This is a genomic window from Lysobacter sp. Hz25, assembly GCF_046097045.1.
Taxonomy (GTDB): domain Bacteria; phylum Pseudomonadota; class Gammaproteobacteria; order Xanthomonadales; family Xanthomonadaceae; genus Lysobacter; species Lysobacter antibioticus_B.
Genome location: NZ_CP175666.1, coordinates 861651 through 878824 on the forward strand (window position 1 = coordinate 861651; position 17174 = coordinate 878824).

The window sequence follows — 17174 nt, forward strand, 5'->3', positions numbered from 1 at the left end:
GTCCGAATCCCGAACGAGTCCCGCGATGAATTCGATCCGAACTGCTCCGCCGCGCGCGCCCCTGGCCGCACTGACCGCCGCCTTGCTGCTCGGCCTGAGCCTGGCCCCGGCTTTCGCCGCCGAACCGTCCGCCACCGCGGCGCCGTCCGCGTCCGCGGCCGATGAGGCGAGTGCGCGCGACAGCGAGGCCGGCGTGCGTTTCAAGGCGCTGTACACGCGCGAATGGAAATGGCGGCAGGCGCAGTTCGCCGGCGGCGACGACGAAGACGTGCAGGGCCAGGCCTCGAGCCGTCTGCCCAAGGTCGACGTCGCGACCCAGGCCGAGCGCGAGCGTTATTGGGCGCAGGTGCTGAAGGAACTCGACGCGATCGACAAGGCGCAGCTGCGCGGCGAAGACCCGGTCAACTACGAGGTGTTCCGCCAGCAGATCCAGAGCCTGCTCGCCAACCAGCGCCTGCGCGGTTGGGAGATGCCGTTCAACAGCGACAGTGCGTTCTGGACCAACCTGGGTTTCACCGCGCGCCGTCCGATCCGCGACGCCGAAGGCTATCGCCGCTACCTGGGCCAGTTGCGCGACATCCCGCGTTATTTCGACGAACAGATCGACAACATGCGCGCCGGTCTGGTGCGCGGCTACAGCGTGCCGCGCGTGACCCTGACCGGGCGCGACGCGTCGATCAAGGAAGTGGTCGACGCCAAGCTCGAAGACAACCTGCTCTACACCCCGTTCAAGCAGATGCCGGCGAACATGCCCGCGGCCGAACAGACCCGCTTGCGCGCCGAGGCCGCCAAGGCGATCGACGAGCAGGTGCTGCCGGCGTATCGCAAGCTGCTGGCCTTCATGCAGGACGAGTACATGAAGCAGGCCCGCACCACGCTGGCGGCCGAGGCCATGCCCGACGGCGAGGCACTGTACCGGGCCAAGATCCGCGAATACACCACGCTCGATTTGCCGCCGGCGCAGATCCACAAGATCGGCCTGGAGGAAGTGGCGAAGATCCGCGCGCAGATGGACCAGACCATCGCCAAGACCGATTTCAAGGGCACGTTCCCGGAATTTCTGCATTACCTGCGCACCGATCCGAAGTTCTATCCGAAGACCGGCGACGAATTGCTGATGCGCGCCTCGTGGCTGGCCAAGCGCGTCGACGGCCAGATCGGCAACTATATCGGCCTGCTGCCGCGCCAGCGTTTCGCGATCCGTCCGGTGCCGCCGGACCTGGCGCCGTTCTACACCGCCGGCCGCGGCGGGCGCGACGTGTACCTGCTCAACACGTACGACCTGCCGTCGCGGCCGTTGTTCAACCTGGCCGCGCTGACCCTGCACGAATCCGCGCCGGGGCATTCGCTGCAGACCTCGCTCGCGGCCGAGCACGAAGGCCTGCCGGACTTCCGCCGCTACACCTACATCTCCGCCTACGGCGAAGGTTGGGCCTTGTACTCGGAGAAGCTCGGCATCGAGATGGGCTTGTACGACACGCCCTACGACTACTTCGGCTATCTGACCTACCAGATGTGGCGCGCGAGCCGGCTCGTGGTCGACACCGGCATCCATCACCTCGGCTGGAGCCGCGAACGTGCCCAGGCCTTCCTGCGCGACAACACCGCGCTGAGCGAGCACGAGATCCAGACCGAGGTCGACCGCTACATCGGTTGGCCGGGCCAGGCGTTGTCATACTACCTTGGCCAGATGAGCATCGAGCGCGCGCGTGCGAAGGCCGAGCAGGCCCTGGGCCAGGACTTCGACATCCGTGCCTTCCACGATGCGATTCTCGCCCTGGGGTCGGTGCCGTTGCCGGTGTTGGAGCAGCGTGCCGATCGTTTCATCGACGAGAGTCGCGCGAAGGCAGCGGCGCAGCGGGCGAAGACCGCCGCGGCGGCGGCCGCGAAGCCTTGATCGGTCGTTGTATCGATTAGCGGCATGGGTACGTCGCTTCTCCTGTAGGAGCGGCGTGAGCCGCGACAGGAACGCGCAGAAGCCGCACTGCCGTTGTCGCTGATCGAGGCCTCGAAACTATCGCAGGGTAGGAGCGACGCGAGTCGCGACCGCGCGGTCTCGATCGCGCGGCGTTCCCCAGTAGGAGCGGCGCAAGCCGCGACTGCGCCATTGCGATAACGACGCGGCGATCTGGAGGCACGGTCGCGACTCACGTCGCTCCTACACGGGGTGGTGTCGTCGCATATAGCTGTGGCTGTGGCTGTGGCTGTGCGTCGCCGAGCCCTCGCGAAGGCAATAGAAGACCCGAAGGGCGGCGCGCAGGGATGCGCGCCGTTTTTCATCGGGACAGGGATGTCCCGTATGTAGATCCATGCGTCGGCATCGAACGTGCGGGCCTGTGATTCAAAGCAAAAGCCACTTCTTTGGTGACTTTTGACCGAAGGGAATCCAGACGGACTTTTGTTGCTTTAGACAAAAGAAAGTTACCCGCCGCTTTAGTGGCGGAAGCTCTAAGCGTTTGATCTTGATCTTGCTTGATCGAAGCGCGGCGAGACCGCACCAACGCGGTCGCGGCTCGCGCCGCTCCTACCCTTGGTGGCACCGCCACAGCAGATTCGCCGAGATGTTCTAGCGGCAGAAGCTCTTGGCGTTTGATCTTGATCTTTCTTGAAAGAAGCCTGGCGAGACCGCACCAACGCGGTCGCGGCTCGCGCCGCTCCTGCCCTTGGCGGCGTCGCTGCAGCAGATTCGCCGAGACGATGCCGCAATCGGTCTGCGGCGCGACAACGCTGCCCTCAACCTCCCACCGGCTCGGGCAATCCCCAGGCCCGCCAATGCTGTGCGTACTGCGCCTGCGGCAGCAGCACGAACACCGGCTGCGCTTCGGGCTTCAACCACGCCAGTAAACGGTCCATCTCGCCCTCGGCGATCGCGGTGCAGCCGGCGGTGGCTTCGCCCGGGGCTTTCCACAGGTGGGCGAAGATGCAACTGCCCGCGCCGGCGACGCCGTCGCGGTTGTGTTCGATCACGAAGCCCTGGCGATAGCGTTGATCGCCGCCGGCGTGCAGGTCGCGGCGCATCGGTTCGGTGGAGCCGGCGACCGCGGCCTCGCCGACGGTCTTGGCGTCGACGATGCGGTTGTACAAGGGCGAGTCGCTGACGTCGATGCAGTAATCCGACACGGTCATCGCGCTGTAGGGCAGGGCGGTGGCGGCGCGCTGGGCGTAGCCGAAGGCGGTGCCGATGCGGAACAGGCCGGCGGGGGCGCGGCCGTCGCCTTCGCGCTTGGCCGGGCCGTCCTGCTGCGCCGGATGCAGGCCGAGGCCCCAGGCCGAACCGGCGCGGCCGATCGTCACCTCGGCCGCATCGCCGACCGAGCGCCACTGGCCGCCGACGCGCTCGAAACGCTGCAGCCGGCCCTGGTTGGCGTCCCAGCCGGCCGTGGTCACCACCACCAGTTGCCCGGCCTGACTGGTTTCGCCGCCGTGGCGGTCGCTGCCGGTCGTGACGCAGCCGGCCAGCATCAGGGCCAGTCCCGCCGCGACGAGGCCGGCGCACCAGCGCAGTCCCGAAGCGGGCTTGAGCCTGGCCCCAGGCCTGGCTGGGGATGCGGAATCGCCCACGGACGAGGGCAAACGGAAGGACCGGAGCATGGGCGTTCCTCGCGGCGCATCGCGCGGCATCAGGTGTCGAGCATGTCCTGGATGCGTTCGGCGTTGCTGTCGAGCTGGCTGAGCCGGCCCTGGCCGCGTTCGCACAGCAGGATGAAAATCAGGTCGAGCAGGTGCTGCAGCGCCGACTGGTACAGCAGCGGCTCGACGTGGGCGCGCTCGTCGTGGGCCGAGACCAGCAGGGAGAAATCGGCATGGGCGCGCAGCGGGTTGGGGGTGTGGCGGGTCACCGAGACGACCTTGCCGCCGGCTTCGCCGAAGGTGCGCGCCAGGTGGCACAGCGCGGTCTGCTTGCCGAGCTCGGAGAACACCAGCAGCAGGTCGTTCTGGTTCGCGGTGGCGGTGCTGGCGGTCATCAGCACCGGGTCGAAATGGTGGACGCTGAGGATGCCGATCATCGCCAGCTTCATCGCCAGGGCGCGGGCCGGGATGCCGTCCTCGCCCAGGCCGATGATGAACACCCGGCGTGCGTCCTGGATCAGCTCGGCGATGGCGTCGATGCGCTCGGCCGGGTTGATCAGGCGGGTTTCCTCCTCGGCGCGGGCCTTGCCGTGCCACAGGCGTTCGGCCAGGGCGGCATGCGGGTCGGCGTGGACCGATTCGACCGTGTGGGCGTCGTCGTGGCCGTGGCCGCGCGCGACCGCCTCGCCGATCGAGTACTTCAGGTCCGGATAGCCCTTGAAGCCGAGCTTCTGGCTGAACTTGACCACGCTCGACTGGCTGATGCCGAGCGCGTTGGCCAACTGCTGCGAGGAATAGTCGCGCAGCAGGTGCGCGTTCTCGAGCAGGTAATCGGCGATCCGGCGTTCGATCGCCGACATCTGGTCGCGTTCGGAGCGGATCTTGAGCAAGGGCGACATCGGCGGGTCCAGTCCTGTACGGCTAATCCTGTGGCGAAACCGGAGCCGCGGCTCAGACGTCGAGCGGTTCCAGGCCGCGGATCTCGCGGATGCCCAGGCCCGGCGCGTCGGTCACCGTGATCTCCGATTCGTTGAAGATAACTCCCCCGTCGACCGGATTGAATGCGCACAGCGAGGGACCGTCCAGATCCACCTTGGTGATCACATTGGATTTGGCCACCGCCAGGTGGACGGCCGCGGCGACGCTGATGCTGGTCTCGATCATGCAGCCGATCATGCATTCGACCCCGTACATGGCGGCGATGTCGGCGATCTGGATGGCCTTGGACAGGCCGCCGGTCTTCATCAGCTTGATGTTGATGATGTCGGCCGCGCGCATCCGGATCAGGTCGATGACCTCGGCCGGGCCGAACACGCTCTCGTCGGCCATGATCGGGGTGTGGACCCGATCCGTGACGTACTTCATACCGTCGAGGTCCTGGGCCTTGACCGGCTGCTCGACCAGTTCCAGGCGCACCCCGGCGTCTTCCAGGGTCTGCAGGGCGTAGACCGCCTGCTTGGCGGTCCAGCCCTGGTTGGCGTCCAGGCGCAGCAGGGCGCGGCCTTCGACCGCGGCATAGATCGCCTTGACCCGCTCGATGTCGACGCCGATGTCCTTGCCGACCTTGATCTTCAGCGACTCGAAACCGCGGTCGACCGCGGCGATCGAGTCGGCGACCATCTTCTCGATGTAGTCCACGCTGATGGTGATGTCGGTGGTGATGACCGGGTCGCCGCCGCCGAGCATCTTGTACAGCGGGGCGCCGTAGAGCTGGCCCCACAGGTCGTAGACCGCGATCTCGACCGCGGCCTTGGCGCTGGAATTCTTCTCCAGCGCGCCCTGGATCAGGCCGGTGATGCGGTTGAGGTTGGCGATCTCCTCGCCGATCAGGCGCGGCGAGATGAACTTGCGGATCGCCTCGACGATCGAGCCGTGGGTGTCGCCGGTGATCACCGCCGTGGCCGGCGCCTCGCCGTAGCCGATGTGGCCGGTGTCGGTGTGGACGGTGACGACGATGTCCTCGACCACGTCGACCGTGCGCAGCGCGGTCTTGAACGGAGTTTTCAGCGGGACCCGCAGCATGCCGAATCGGATGTCGGTGATCTTCATGTGGTCGGTAAGGTCTTGGTTCGTTCGGCGTGTTCGGTGGTTGGGAGGGTGGCGGCGCTCGGCGACGCTACTTCGGAGGGTATCGACGGCGATGTGAAGTCGGCGGCCGCGGCTTGGGAGAGGATCGCTCTCCGGCGTGGAGGGCCTCGCTCATGGACGAATACGTTGAATGCTGGTGATCCGGTCCACGGTCGGCTGCTCGCGGTTGAACAGCAGCGGCACCAGCGGCGTCACCGAGACGCCGTTGAGGTGCACGCGCGCCAGCTCGCCGGTGCGGTCGCGGAAGGTGATGCCGGTGGTGTCGTGGATCACGTAGGGCCAGCCGTCCTCGTGGCCGACCACCATCATCACGTGGCCGGGGATGTAGATCAGGTCGCCCACTTCCAGGGTCTTGAGGATCTTCAGGCGGTCCTCGTGGCCGACGTCGTCGGCCAGGTCGATGCGGTTGTAGGCCGGGCTGACCGCCTGGTCGCGAGTATTGCGCGGCAGCTGCACGCCGAAGCTGCGGTAGATCTCGGAAACGAAGCCGCTGCAGTCGCGGGTGTTGTAGGAATGCCCCCAGCCGTAGCGTTCGCCGAGGAACTTGAAGCCTTGGCGGACCAAATTAGCCTGCGTCAGCGGCAGATAGTCCGCGGAAACATCCGCGGTGCGCGGCAGCAAGGCGGGGGAAAACTGCAGCCGCCCAGCCCCGTCGCGATATGGCAGTTCGATCACATGCGAGGCGTAATGGTGTTGGCCGTTGACCGGGCGCTCGGCCGGCCAGTCGGCGAGCAGCGGCACGCGCACGCCCATCTCCAACTGCACGTCCGACACGCCGGGCTGTTCGGGCGCATGCACGGTGCGCGCGGTCGCGCCGGTGACGACCAGGTAGGGCGCCTTGCGGGTGTAGGCGAAGATCGGCTTGGCCTCGCCCTCGGCGATGCGGTCCTTCTCGACCCAGGCCGCGTACAGCTCGCTGACCACGAACCAGTACTGGCCGTCGAGGCTCTCGTGCACGATCGCCACCGGCGTGCCCGGGAACAGCGCGCTTTCCTGGTAGCGGTCGATGTCGGTGTCGCCGCGCGCGGTGAACACGCGCAGCCGGGTCGGGAAAGTACGCAGGTCGGCGCGGCGCACCACCATGCCGTAGCGGGTGTCTTGTAGCGCCGGGATGGCGTCCAGCGCCAGAGCGTCGCCGAGTTGCTGCAAGGTCGGCGCCGGCACTTCCTCGCCGCGCTCGTCGTACAGGGTTTCCTCGCGCGCCTGCGACAGCGCCGCGATCCACTCGCGGACCTGCGCACGTCGCAGTTTTGCCGGCAGATGTTCGATATCGTGCACCGACGGGTCGAGCCGATGCAGGCGCTGGTTCTGCGCGTCGATCGCTTTGCGGTCGAGTATCGTCGTGTCGGGCTGGGTCTGCTGGCGTATCCAGTAGTCCGCGTTCAATTGCCCCTCCTCGATGCCGATCACGCCGGTCGCCGGCGTGCGCGCAGTCTCGCGTGCGAAGCCCGGCGCCGCGCCCAAGGGCACGGCTGCCAACAACGCCGCGATCAACAGCGCGGCGCGGCCATGGGAATGCTGCGGGTGGCGAGTGTCGCTACGCATCGCTTCATGCTCCGGGCGCGCTGGGCCGATCCCGCGCGCCGTCACAGGCCCGATGCCGGTCGTCCGGCACCCACCCGGCTTCGACGAACGCGCGACGTCGGGTCGGTCCGCAGAATACATACTTCCTACAAAAAATAGATAGAGAATAATTTATTGACCGGGTCCGCCCTTCATGTTACACAGCCATGAATCGATGGCCCCCGCGTGGGTGACACCAGGTATGGATCCCGTGACTGACCTGCTGTTTATCGCTCCCCGCGCGAGGGCCATCGTCTTCTTCGCTGGGAGTTGGCGGGCGGCCGTGCTGGCCGCGGCGCTGGCCGTGGCCGCGCCGGGCTGGGCCCACGGCGCGGCTGCGGACGACGCCGGCGAACGCCTCGCCGCCATCGTGGCCCTGGTCGACACCGGTCATTTCGAAGGCGCCCGCGCCCGCATCGGCGAGGCCCTGGCCCGCCCCGGATTGACCGCGCCGCAACGCCAGGCGCTGGAGTTCGAGCGCGAACGCATGCGCCGCATCCGCCTGGACTTCACCCTCGACGAAGCCCAGGCCCAGGCCAAGCTGCGCGAACAGATTCCCGACCTGCGCGCCGACGAGTTCGCCGCCTGGGACCGCGCCGGCCTGCTCGAACACCTCATCATCGACGGCGACAAGCGCTATTTCCAACGCGCGCCGTCGAACCTGTTCCGGCTCAGCGAGCAAGCGCTGGCGCGCCGCAAGCCCGGCGCCAAACCGCTGAGCCATGGGCCGATGGAAGTGCTCAACGCCCATCACGCCGAAGTACGCGATGCCGCGCTCAGGAGCGGGCTCGCCCATGCCGCGCCGCGGCGCGTGCGCGTGACCCAGTCGCTGACCGTCGACGCCGATGCAGTGCCGGCCGGCAAGACCGTGCGCGCCTGGCTGCCGTATCCGCGCGCCTTGCCTCGGCAGCAGGAAGGCATCCGCTATCTGGCCAGCACGCCGGGCCGCCACCGCCTCGCCCCGGAGTCGGCCCTGCAGCGCACGGTCTATCTGCAACAGACCGCGAAGGCCGGGCAGCCTACCAAGTTCCAAGTGCAGTACGAGCTCACCGTCTATGGCCAGTACCGCGCGATCGACCCCGAGCGGGTGGTGCCGGCACCGGTGAACCAAGACACCCGGCCGTATCTGGGCGAACGCGCGCCGCACATGGTCTACACCGACGCGCTGCGCAAGTTCTCGCGCGAAGTGGTCGGCGAGGAAACCAATCCTTACCGCATCGCCAGGAAGCTCTACGCCGCGGTCGACCGCATTCCCTGGGCCGGCGCGCGCGAGTACTCGACGATCTCCAACATCAGCGACTACGCCCTGCACGCCGGCCATGCCGATTGCGGCCAGCAGACCTTGCTGCTGATGACCCTGCTGCGCCTCAACGGCATCCCGGCGCGCTGGCAGTCGGGCTGGGTTTACGGCGACGACGGCTACACCAACATGCACGACTGGGCCTGGATGTATCTGGCGCCCTACGGCTGGATGCCGGTCGACGTCACGACCGGCCGTTTCGATTCGTCCGACGCGCAGCTCGCCGACTTCTACTTCGGCGGCTTCGATGCCTATCGCATCGCGTACAACGACGACTACGGTCGCGACTTCGTCCCGGCCAAGACGCACGAACGCTCCGAAACCGTGGATTCGCAACGGGGCGAGGTCGAGTGGGAAGGGGGAAATCTCTACTTCGACCAATGGGACTACGACTACGAGACACAAGTGCTGCCCGCCAAGGCCTGAGCAGGCGGAGCGGCGTCCATCATTCTGGGGAGGAAGTGCGGTATGAACGGCAAGACCTTGCGTAAGTCCGGGCTGTGCATGGCGATGGGGATCTGCCTTGCTTCGATGGCGCTGCAGCCGGCGCTGGCGGCCAACACCGACGGCTCGCTCGCCGGCCGGGTGACCGCCGGCGCCGAGGTCACGGTGCGCAGCACCGAGACCGGCTTCACCCGCACCGTGAAGGCCGACGAGAGCGGCAACTACCGCTTCCCGTTCCTGCCGATCGGCACCTATCAGTTGCAGGCCAGCAAGGACGGCGCCGCGGTCGGCGAGCCGATCGAGGTGGTGGTGAGCCTGGGCAACGAGGCCAACATCAACCTCGGCGACGCGACCAATCTCGGCGCGGTGCAGGTGATCGGCTCGCGGGTGATCTCGCCGGTCGACGTGCGTTCGACCGAATCGGCGACCAACGTCACCAAGGCCGAGCTCGAACGCGTGCCGGTCGGCCGCGACGCGCAATCGGTGGCCTTGCTCGCGCCCGGCGTGATCCAGGGGCAGTACGGCGGCGCCTCGTTCGGCGGCTCGTCGGTGTCGGAGAACGCGGTCTACATCAACGGCCTCAACGTCACCGATTTCTACAAGCGCGTCGGCTTCTCCTCGGTGCCGTTCGGCTTCTTCAAGGAGTTCCAGGTCAAGACCGGCGGCTACTCGGTCGAGTACGGCCGTACCACCGGCGGCGTGATCAATGCGGTGACCCAGTCGGGCACCAACGAATTCCGCTACGGCGCCGAACTGGTGTGGGAGCCGGCCTCGCTGCAGTCCAAGGGCAAGAATCACTACGACGCCGACGGCAATCCGTTCCGCATCGCCAGCAAGGACCAGTACGACCGCACCAACCTCAACGTCCATGCCTCCGGTCCGATCGTCAAGGACAAGCTGTTCTTCTACGCGATGTACGAGTTCCGCGACTACCAGCCGGAAAGCACCAACGATGCCGGCAGCACCTTCTTCAAGGGCAAGTCCGACAAGGGCTTCTGGGGCGCCAAGCTGGATTGGCAGATCAGCGACAAGCATCTGCTCGAATTCCTGGCTTTCTCGGACAAAAACGAGACCACCACTGACAACTATCAGTACGACTTCGACGCCGGCCAGCGCGGCAACCGTTCCAACACCCAGTTCAACGAGGCCGGCGGCACCAACTGGGCACTGACCTACACCGGCTACCTCACCGAGAACTTCTCGATGAAGGCCTTGTACGGCGAGAACAAACGCGACCGCATCCAGAGCAGCCTCAACGACATCGCCTGCGATGCGGTGCAGGACCGCCGCGTCGCCGGCCTGCCGCAGATTAGTTGCGTGTCGTCGGCGCAGATCGAGGTCGGCCTGGACAAGCGCGAAGCCGCGCGCCTGGACTTCGAGTGGCAGCTCGGCAACCACCTGCTGCGTTTCGGCCTGGACCGCGAGGTCAACACCTCCGACAACGAAAGCTTCTATCCGGGGCCGTCGCGCAGGTTCTTCCAGATCTACCCGACCCGTCCCGGCACCACGCTCGAGAACGGCGGCGTCGTGCCGGCCGGCGTCACCGCCTACGTGCGCGCGCGCCAGCAGGAAGTGCGTGGCAACTTCGAGTCGATCAACTCGGCGTACTACCTCGAAGACAACTGGCAGATCACCCCGGACTTCATGCTCAACGCCGGCGTGCGCATCGAGGGCTTCGACAACAAGAACGGCGAGGGCAATACCTACATCAAGATCGACGACATGGTCGCGCCGCGCCTGGGCTTCTCCTGGGACTTCAAGGGCGACGGCCGCTCCAAGGTGTTCGGCAACGTCGGCCGCTACTTCCTGCCGATCGTCAACCAGATCAACGTCAAGCAGGCCGGCGCCTTCCTCGACGAGCGCACCTTCTACGTGTTCAACGGTCTGGAGCCGTTCCAGTACAACGGCTCGACCTATTACCGCCCGATCCTCGGCGCGCAGATCGGCGCGGTCGACAACAGCCAGGGCGACGGCACCGTCGGCGACCTGCGCAGCGAGGTCGATGCCGACATCGACCCGGTCTACCAGGACGAGGCCATCCTCGGCTTCCAGTCGATGATCGACGACACCTGGTCGTGGGGCGTGCGCGGCATCTACCGCCGCCTGCACAACGCCATCGACGATATGGAGATCACCTCCAACGGCATCCTGTGCGGCGGCGAACCCGGCAGCATCGGTTACGTCATGGCCAACCCCGGCAAGGACGTCACCCTCTACACCGACACCAACTGCGACGGCAGCAACGATGGTTTCGTCACCATCGACACCTCGCGCGCCGGCTGGGCCTTGTACGACGACGACGGCAACTACGTCGGCGAGCGCGGCTGGGTCAAGCCCAAGCGCAGCTACCGCGCACTGGAGTTCATGCTCGACCGCGCCTGGGACGACAAGTGGGCGTTCAATGCCTCGTACACCTGGTCCAAGAGCGAGGGCAATGCGGAAGGGCCGTCGAACTCCGACTTCGGTTTCGACAACACCGGCCGCACCGAGTCCTTCGACGACCCGTTCGTGAACTTGAACGGCAACGGCCCCTTGCCGAACGACCGTCGCCACCAGATCAAGCTGCGCGGCGCCTATGCCTTCGACGACCACTGGTCGGTGGGCGCGACCTTGAACGCGCAATCGGGCCGGCCGATCAACGCCTTCGGCAAGGGCAACCCGTTCGACGACACCAGCTACCACAGCTTCTACGTCTGCGTGTCCAACTGCACCGCCGACGCCTCGCAGCGCGTGTACGAGCTGCGCCGCCGCGGCTCCGGCGGCCACCTGCCGTGGACCTTCGATATCGGCGCCAGCCTGACCTATCAGCGCTCGATCGGCGCAGCCGACCTGCGGGTGAAGCTGGCGGTCTACAACCTGCTCAACAACCAGCGCAAGCTCGAAGTCGACGACGAGTTCGAGACCGGTATCGGCGTGCCGAACGAGTTCTACCGCTACGGCACCGGTTACCAGAGCCCGCGCTACGCCCAGCTGACCGTGTCCGTGGATTTCTGATGCTGTACCCGTTGGCGGCCCTGGGATGGGGCCGCCTTTCTTTCCCGCAGGACCGTCCGATGCGACACAGACCCCGTTCGCCGGTCCTGATTTTTATTCTTGCGCTGCTCGCGACGCACTTGCCGGGCGCGGCGGCGGATCGCGTCGATGCGCCGGGCGCCGATGACGCGAACCGGCGAGCGCTCGACCGCATTTTCGACGACGTCATGGGGCGCTACCGCCTGCCCGGGCTCGCGATCGGCGTAGTCGAAGATGGCGTGGTGACGTACGAGCGCACCGCCGGCGAGTTGGTGGCCGGCGAGGGCGTGGCGATCACGCCCGACAGCGTGTTCAAGATCGCCTCGAACACCAAGTCGATGACCACGGCCTTGCTGGCGCGTCTGGTCGATGCCGGCAAGCTGCGCTGGGACGACCCGGTGACCCGGCATCTACCGGGTTTCCGCATGCACGAGGATTGGGTCACGCGCGAGATGCAGGTGCGCGACCTGCTGATCCACAACAGCGGTCTGCGCGCCGGTGCCGGCGACCTGATGCTGTGGCCGGAGCCGAACACGTTCACCCGTGCCGACATCCTGCACGGCCTGCGCTATCTCAAACCGGTGCACAGCTTCCGCTCGCGTTACGACTACGACAACCTGCTCTACATCGTCGCCGGCGAAGTGGCTGCCGCGGCCGGCGGCGCGTCGTACGAGACCTTGCTGCGGCGCGAAGTGTTCGCGCCCTTGGGCTTGGCGCGCTGCCAGATCGGCGATTGGAGCCGCGATGCGATTGGCGATGTCGCGCAACCGCATGTGCAACGCGACGGCCGCAACGTCGCGGTGCGCCGCGACGGTGCGCAGATCGCGGCGACCACGATGGACCCGGCCGGCGGCGTGCGCTGCAGTCTGCGCGACATGACCACCTGGATCGGTGCCTGGCTCGACCCCGGGCGCGCAGGCGCCGACGGCAAACCTTGGTTGTCGCCGCGGCAGCGTGAGGAGTTGTGGCGGCCGCAGATGGCGATGACGGTGTCGAAGCGGCAACGCGAATGGAGCCGGACCCATTTCGCCGCCTACGGCTACGGCTGGCGGCTCAGCGATGCCGACGGCTTGCTCAAGGTCTCGCACACCGGCACGCTGATGGGCATGTACTCGTTGGTGACCATGCTGCCCGAGCGCCGCAGCGGTTTCGTCGTGTTGATCAACGGCGACGCCGGACAGGCGCGCAGCGTGCTCGACCAAGTCCTGAGCGAACGTCATACCGCACCGGCGCGGGCCCGTACGGTCGCCTATTACGCCGATGCGCTGGAGCGCGAAGCGCAGGCGCCGGCGGCGAAGCGCGCGCCGGATACCTCGAAGCGCACGGCGATACCCGCTTCGGCGCTGCACGATCGTCTGGGCGTCTATCGCGACCCTTGGTTCGGCGAGGCCTCGGTCTGCGCACGCGGTGACGGCGTCGAGTTCGCTGCGCGCAAGTCGCCCTTGCTCACGGGTAAGATCATGAGCGTCGGCGAGCGCCTGTTGCTCGACTGGACCGCGGACGAGGTCGATGCCGAGGCCTGGCTCGACTTCGCGACCGCGGCCGACGGCGCCGTCTCCCTGACACTGGCCAAGGTCGATCCCGATGCGGATTTCAGCTACGACTACGAAGACCTGGCGTTCGCGCGCATTGGCGACTGCCCTTGAGTCGAGTTTGGCGTTGGCGCTCACGGCCTGCGCTACGTCGCCGGCAGTTCTGCCCAAGGCGCAAGCGGTCGCGCCCGAGCTGTCGCCTGCGCGTGATGCCGCCGCTGCGGGCATGGTCGAGATCCGCTCGCTGGTCTGGGACATCTCCTTGGACATCCGCTATGCCGGCCAGGACAACTTCGTCGGCCGCCCGGTGAAGGGTTACGAGGCGGCCGGGTGCTATCTGCACCAACGCGCCGCCCAGGCTTTGGCCCGGGTCGAACGCAGCCTGCGCCCGCAGGGATTGATGCTGCGGATCTACGACTGCTACCGGCCGGTGCGTGCGGTCCAGGACTTCGTCGCCTGGGCCGGCGACCTCGACGATCAGCGCAGCAAACCGCACTACTACCCGAACCTCGACAAGCGCGACCTGCTCGGCGACTACATCTCGCCGACCTCGGGCCACAGCCGCGGCGCCACCGTCGACCTGGGCCTGCTGGAGCTGCGCGAAGACCGTTTCGAGCCGATGGACATGGGCACGCCCTTCGATTTCTTCGACGAAACCGCGCATACCGCGTCGCCGAACGTCAGCGCCCGACAGCGCTCCAACCGCGAGCTGCTGCGTTCGGCGATGCGCCGCGAGGGATTCGAGAATTATCCTCTGGAGTGGTGGCACTACACCTACAAGCCGGAACCCACCCCGAAGACGGCGTTCGATTTTCCGGTGAGGTGAACGCAGGCCGGGACTTCGGCTTTCGGCGTTGCGCTTCGGCCTGGGCGTCCGCATTGCCTGTTTCCCCTCACCCCAACCCCTCTCCCGTAAACGGGAGAGGGGCCAAGAGCGGATGGCTTCGGGTCCTCTTTTCCCTTACGAGAGAGTGACTAAGAGCGGATGGCTTTGGTTCCCCTTTCCCGTTACGAGAGAGGGCTAAGAGCGGACGGCTGTGAGTCCCCTCTCCCGTTTACGGGAGAGGGTTAAGGTGAGGGCGTAGTGCTGCGCGGCCTCAATCGAACCTCAACGTCCCGCGCCTGCGGCATCCGGCAAGTACAGCTCGGCAATCCGCAAGGCGAGGCGATACGGCTCGGGGTCGTTGCGATTGCTCAGCAACACCACGGTCAGGCGCCGCTGCGGGTAGCGCACGATGACGTTGCGGAAGCCGATGCTTTCGCCGGAATGCCACAGAGTCTCGCCGGTGATGCGCCAACCGTAGCCATAGGCGACATCCGCCAAGTCGGTGGACGTATGCGGGCTGAAGGCCAGGCGTCGCGATGCATCGCTGAGCAAGCGATCGTCGTACAGGGCTGCGTCCCAGCGGGCCAGGTCGTCGATCGAGGAATAGATGCCGCCGTCGCCGAGCACCGCGCTGGTCGGGCTCTGGTCGGTGCGGGTCCAGCGGCCCTCCCCGAAGCTGTAGCCGTAAGCGCGGTGCGCGACCTCCGACACGTCGCGCTCGTAGGCGACGGTGTCGCGCATGCCCAGCGGCAGGAAGATGCGTTCGCGCAGGAAGGTGGCGAAGCTCTTGCCCGAGGCTTTTTCGACCGTCAGCGCGAGCAGGGCATAGCCGCTGTTGCTGTAGCGATAGCCCTGGCCGGGGATGAAGTAGGTGCGGTCCTGGTCTTCGAGGACGCGCAGCACGTCGCGGTCGTGCATCTGCCGGTCGCGGTCGTCGAACTCCGGCGGCATGACGTCCTCGTAGTCGATCAGGCCCGAGGTGTGGCTGAGGATCTGGCGGATCGTGATCGCTTCGGCCGCCTTCGGCAGCGACGGCAGCCAACGTTTGATCGGGTCGTCGAGGCCGAGCTTGCCGTCCTGCGCGAGCAACAGCACCGCGGCGGCGGTGAACTGTTTGCTGATCGAGGCCAGGCGGTAGTTGGTCTGCGGAGTCGCGGCGGCGCCGTCCTCGAGCACCGCCCGGCCGTAGCCGCGGCGCAGCACCGCCTGGCCGTCGCGCAGCACCAGCAACGAAGCGCCGGGGCCGTCGCCGGCGTAGTCGCGCATCAAGGCGTCGACGCGTTCGGCCGTGGCCGGGTCGGCGTTCGCAGGATCGGTGGTCGAAGAAACCGGCGCGCCGGCGCAGCCGGCGATCAGGGCGGACAGCCCCAGGGTCAGGGTGATCGTTCGCATCGGCCGATAGTGCGACAGGGTGGGGCGCGGCTGGAAGTGTCTTGGTTATGGTGGGGAGGGGCTGCACAGGCGGGCTCCGCCTTCCTTTCGCGGGGCCGAATACCCAGGGCTTTACCGAGGTATGACGCTGAAGTCTCTGGATTCCCGCTTTCGTGGGAATGACGGCTGGCGGTACGCCCCGAAACCGCCCTGCCGTCATTACCGCGAAGCAGGCTCCGCTTTATTTCGGCGAAGCCGAATACCCGGGGCTTCACCGAGGCGTGGCTCTTAAGTCTCCGGATCTCCGCCTTCGCGGAGACGACGGCTGCAGTGGCGCCGCCCGGGATTCGATCCACCACTGGAACACTCCGGGACCCGATTCGGCGTCTTTCAGTGCTTGCTATTAAATAGCGCGCTATGTAAATTGAGCCCCATGAAGAAGCCCGCCGCCTCCGCCAAATCGCTGCAGCCGACCCTGTTGCTCGACGACCAGCTGTGCTTCGCCCTGTATTCCACCAGCCTGGCGCTCAACAAGGTCTATCGCAAACTGCTCGCCAAGCTCGGCCTGACCTATCCGCAGTACCTGGTGATGATGGTGCTGTGGGAGCGCGACGAGGTGACGGTGTCGGAGATCGGCGAACGGTTGTTCCTCGATTCGGCCACCCTGACGCCGCTGCTGAAGCGCCTCGAAGCCGCGGGCCTGGTCACGCGCACCCGCGCCGCCAGCGACGAGCGCCAGGTCATCATCGAGTTGAGCAAGTCCGGGCGCGCCTTGAAGACCAAGGCCCAGGGCATTCCACAGGGCGTGTCGTGCGCGGTCGAAGGTTGCTCCTACGAGCAACTGGCGCTGATCAAGCAGCAACTCGAAAGCCTGCGCGAGAGCCTGATCCGAAACGGTTGATCGATGTCGGCGGTCCGCCGGAGGCATCGTTCGATTCTGTAAATAGTGTGCGATTAAATAGTCATCGATTCATTTCAGGCGGGCTTGCCGCCCTCCATCACCACCCCACCGGAGCCTCACCATGTCCATCGAAAAAGTCCTCTACACCGCCCACGCTCACGTTACCGGCGGCCGCGACGGCCGCGCCGTCTCCTCCGACAACGCGCTCGACGCCAAGCTGACCACGCCGCGCGAACTCGGCGGCGCCGGCGGCGACGGCACCAACCCGGAGCAGCTGTTCGCTGCCGGCTATTCGGCCTGCTTCATGGGCGCGCTGAAGTTCGTCGCCGGCCGCGAGAAGATCGCGCTGCCCGCCGATGCGGCGATCGACGGCAGCGTCGGCATCGGCCAGATCCCGACCGGTTTCGGCATCGAAGTCGAACTGAAGATCTCCCTGCCGGGCCTGCCGCGCGAACAGGCGCAGGCGCTGGTCGACAAGGCCCACGTGGTCTGCCCGTATTCCAACGCCACCCGCGGCAACATCGACGTGACCTTGACCCTGGTCTGATCGGCGCGGCGATACCGCGT

The 17174-nt window shown here is 66.7% G+C and carries 12 protein-coding genes; 7 read left to right on the plus strand and 5 right to left on the minus strand.

Annotated features, from left to right (window positions below; all coding sequences use genetic code 11):
• The first annotated feature begins 25 nt into the window (after positions 1–25).
• On the plus strand, positions 26–1897 hold the full coding sequence (locus tag ACKN61_RS03570) for a DUF885 domain-containing protein (RefSeq protein WP_408952350.1): 1872 nt from the start codon (positions 26–28) through the stop codon (positions 1895–1897).
• Positions 1898–2733: 836 nt separating this feature from the next.
• Here the strand turns inward: ACKN61_RS03570 and ACKN61_RS03575 are convergent.
• The 4 genes from ACKN61_RS03575 to ACKN61_RS03590 all read right to left on the minus strand — a co-directional run bounded on the left by ACKN61_RS03575 (position 2734) and on the right by ACKN61_RS03590 (position 7203).
• Positions 2734–3462: a L,D-transpeptidase gene (locus tag ACKN61_RS03575; RefSeq protein WP_408953749.1), complete on the minus strand. Its 729-nt coding sequence runs from the start codon at positions 3460–3462 to the stop codon at positions 2734–2736.
• A gap of 158 nt (positions 3463–3620) precedes the next feature.
• Positions 3621–4469 (minus strand): MurR/RpiR family transcriptional regulator, encoded by an 849-nt coding sequence (locus ACKN61_RS03580; RefSeq protein ID WP_408952351.1) that lies wholly within the window; start codon positions 4467–4469, stop codon positions 3621–3623.
• Between the two features lie 52 nt (positions 4470–4521).
• Positions 4522–5619 (minus strand): dipeptide epimerase, encoded by a 1098-nt coding sequence (locus ACKN61_RS03585; protein WP_031373019.1) that lies wholly within the window; start codon positions 5617–5619, stop codon positions 4522–4524.
• Positions 5620–5769: 150 nt separating this feature from the next.
• On the minus strand, positions 5770–7203 hold the full coding sequence (locus tag ACKN61_RS03590; protein WP_408952352.1) for an SH3 domain-containing protein: 1434 nt from the start codon (positions 7201–7203) through the stop codon (positions 5770–5772).
• A 229-nt stretch (positions 7204–7432) separates the two neighbouring features.
• Between ACKN61_RS03590 and ACKN61_RS03595 the strand changes: the two genes are divergently transcribed.
• The 4 genes from ACKN61_RS03595 to ACKN61_RS03610 are packed head-to-tail and all read left to right on the plus strand — an operon-like array spanning position 7433 to position 14335.
• Positions 7433–8947: a transglutaminase-like domain-containing protein gene (locus tag ACKN61_RS03595; protein ID WP_408952353.1), complete on the plus strand. Its 1515-nt coding sequence runs from the start codon at positions 7433–7435 to the stop codon at positions 8945–8947.
• Between the two features lie 42 nt (positions 8948–8989).
• Positions 8990–11959: a carboxypeptidase regulatory-like domain-containing protein gene (locus tag ACKN61_RS03600; RefSeq protein ID WP_408952354.1), complete on the plus strand. Its 2970-nt coding sequence runs from the start codon at positions 8990–8992 to the stop codon at positions 11957–11959.
• 59 nt (positions 11960–12018) lie between these two features.
• Positions 12019–13623: a serine hydrolase gene (locus ACKN61_RS03605; protein ID WP_408952355.1), complete on the plus strand. Its 1605-nt coding sequence runs from the start codon at positions 12019–12021 to the stop codon at positions 13621–13623.
• Positions 13562–14335 carry a M15 family metallopeptidase gene (locus ACKN61_RS03610; protein WP_408952356.1) on the plus strand — a complete coding sequence of 258 codons (774 nt, stop codon included), beginning with the start codon at positions 13562–13564 and terminating at the stop codon, positions 14333–14335. The genes ACKN61_RS03605 and ACKN61_RS03610 overlap by 62 nt, the downstream gene beginning before the upstream one ends.
• A 282-nt stretch (positions 14336–14617) precedes the next feature.
• Here ACKN61_RS03610 and ACKN61_RS03615 read toward each other — a convergent pair whose 3' ends face one another.
• Entirely contained in the window at positions 14618–15727 is a 1110-nt protein-coding gene (locus ACKN61_RS03615; RefSeq protein ID WP_408952357.1) for a serine hydrolase domain-containing protein, read from the minus strand.
• A gap of 412 nt (positions 15728–16139) precedes the next feature.
• Between ACKN61_RS03615 and ACKN61_RS03620 the strand changes: the two genes are divergently transcribed.
• Positions 16140–16607 (plus strand): MarR family winged helix-turn-helix transcriptional regulator, encoded by a 468-nt coding sequence (locus ACKN61_RS03620; protein ID WP_408952358.1) that lies wholly within the window; start codon positions 16140–16142, stop codon positions 16605–16607.
• Positions 16608–16728: 121 nt separating this feature from the next.
• On the plus strand, positions 16729–17154 hold the full coding sequence (locus ACKN61_RS03625) for an organic hydroperoxide resistance protein (protein WP_031373027.1): 426 nt from the start codon (positions 16729–16731) through the stop codon (positions 17152–17154).
• The last annotated feature ends 20 nt before the right edge of the window (positions 17155–17174 follow it).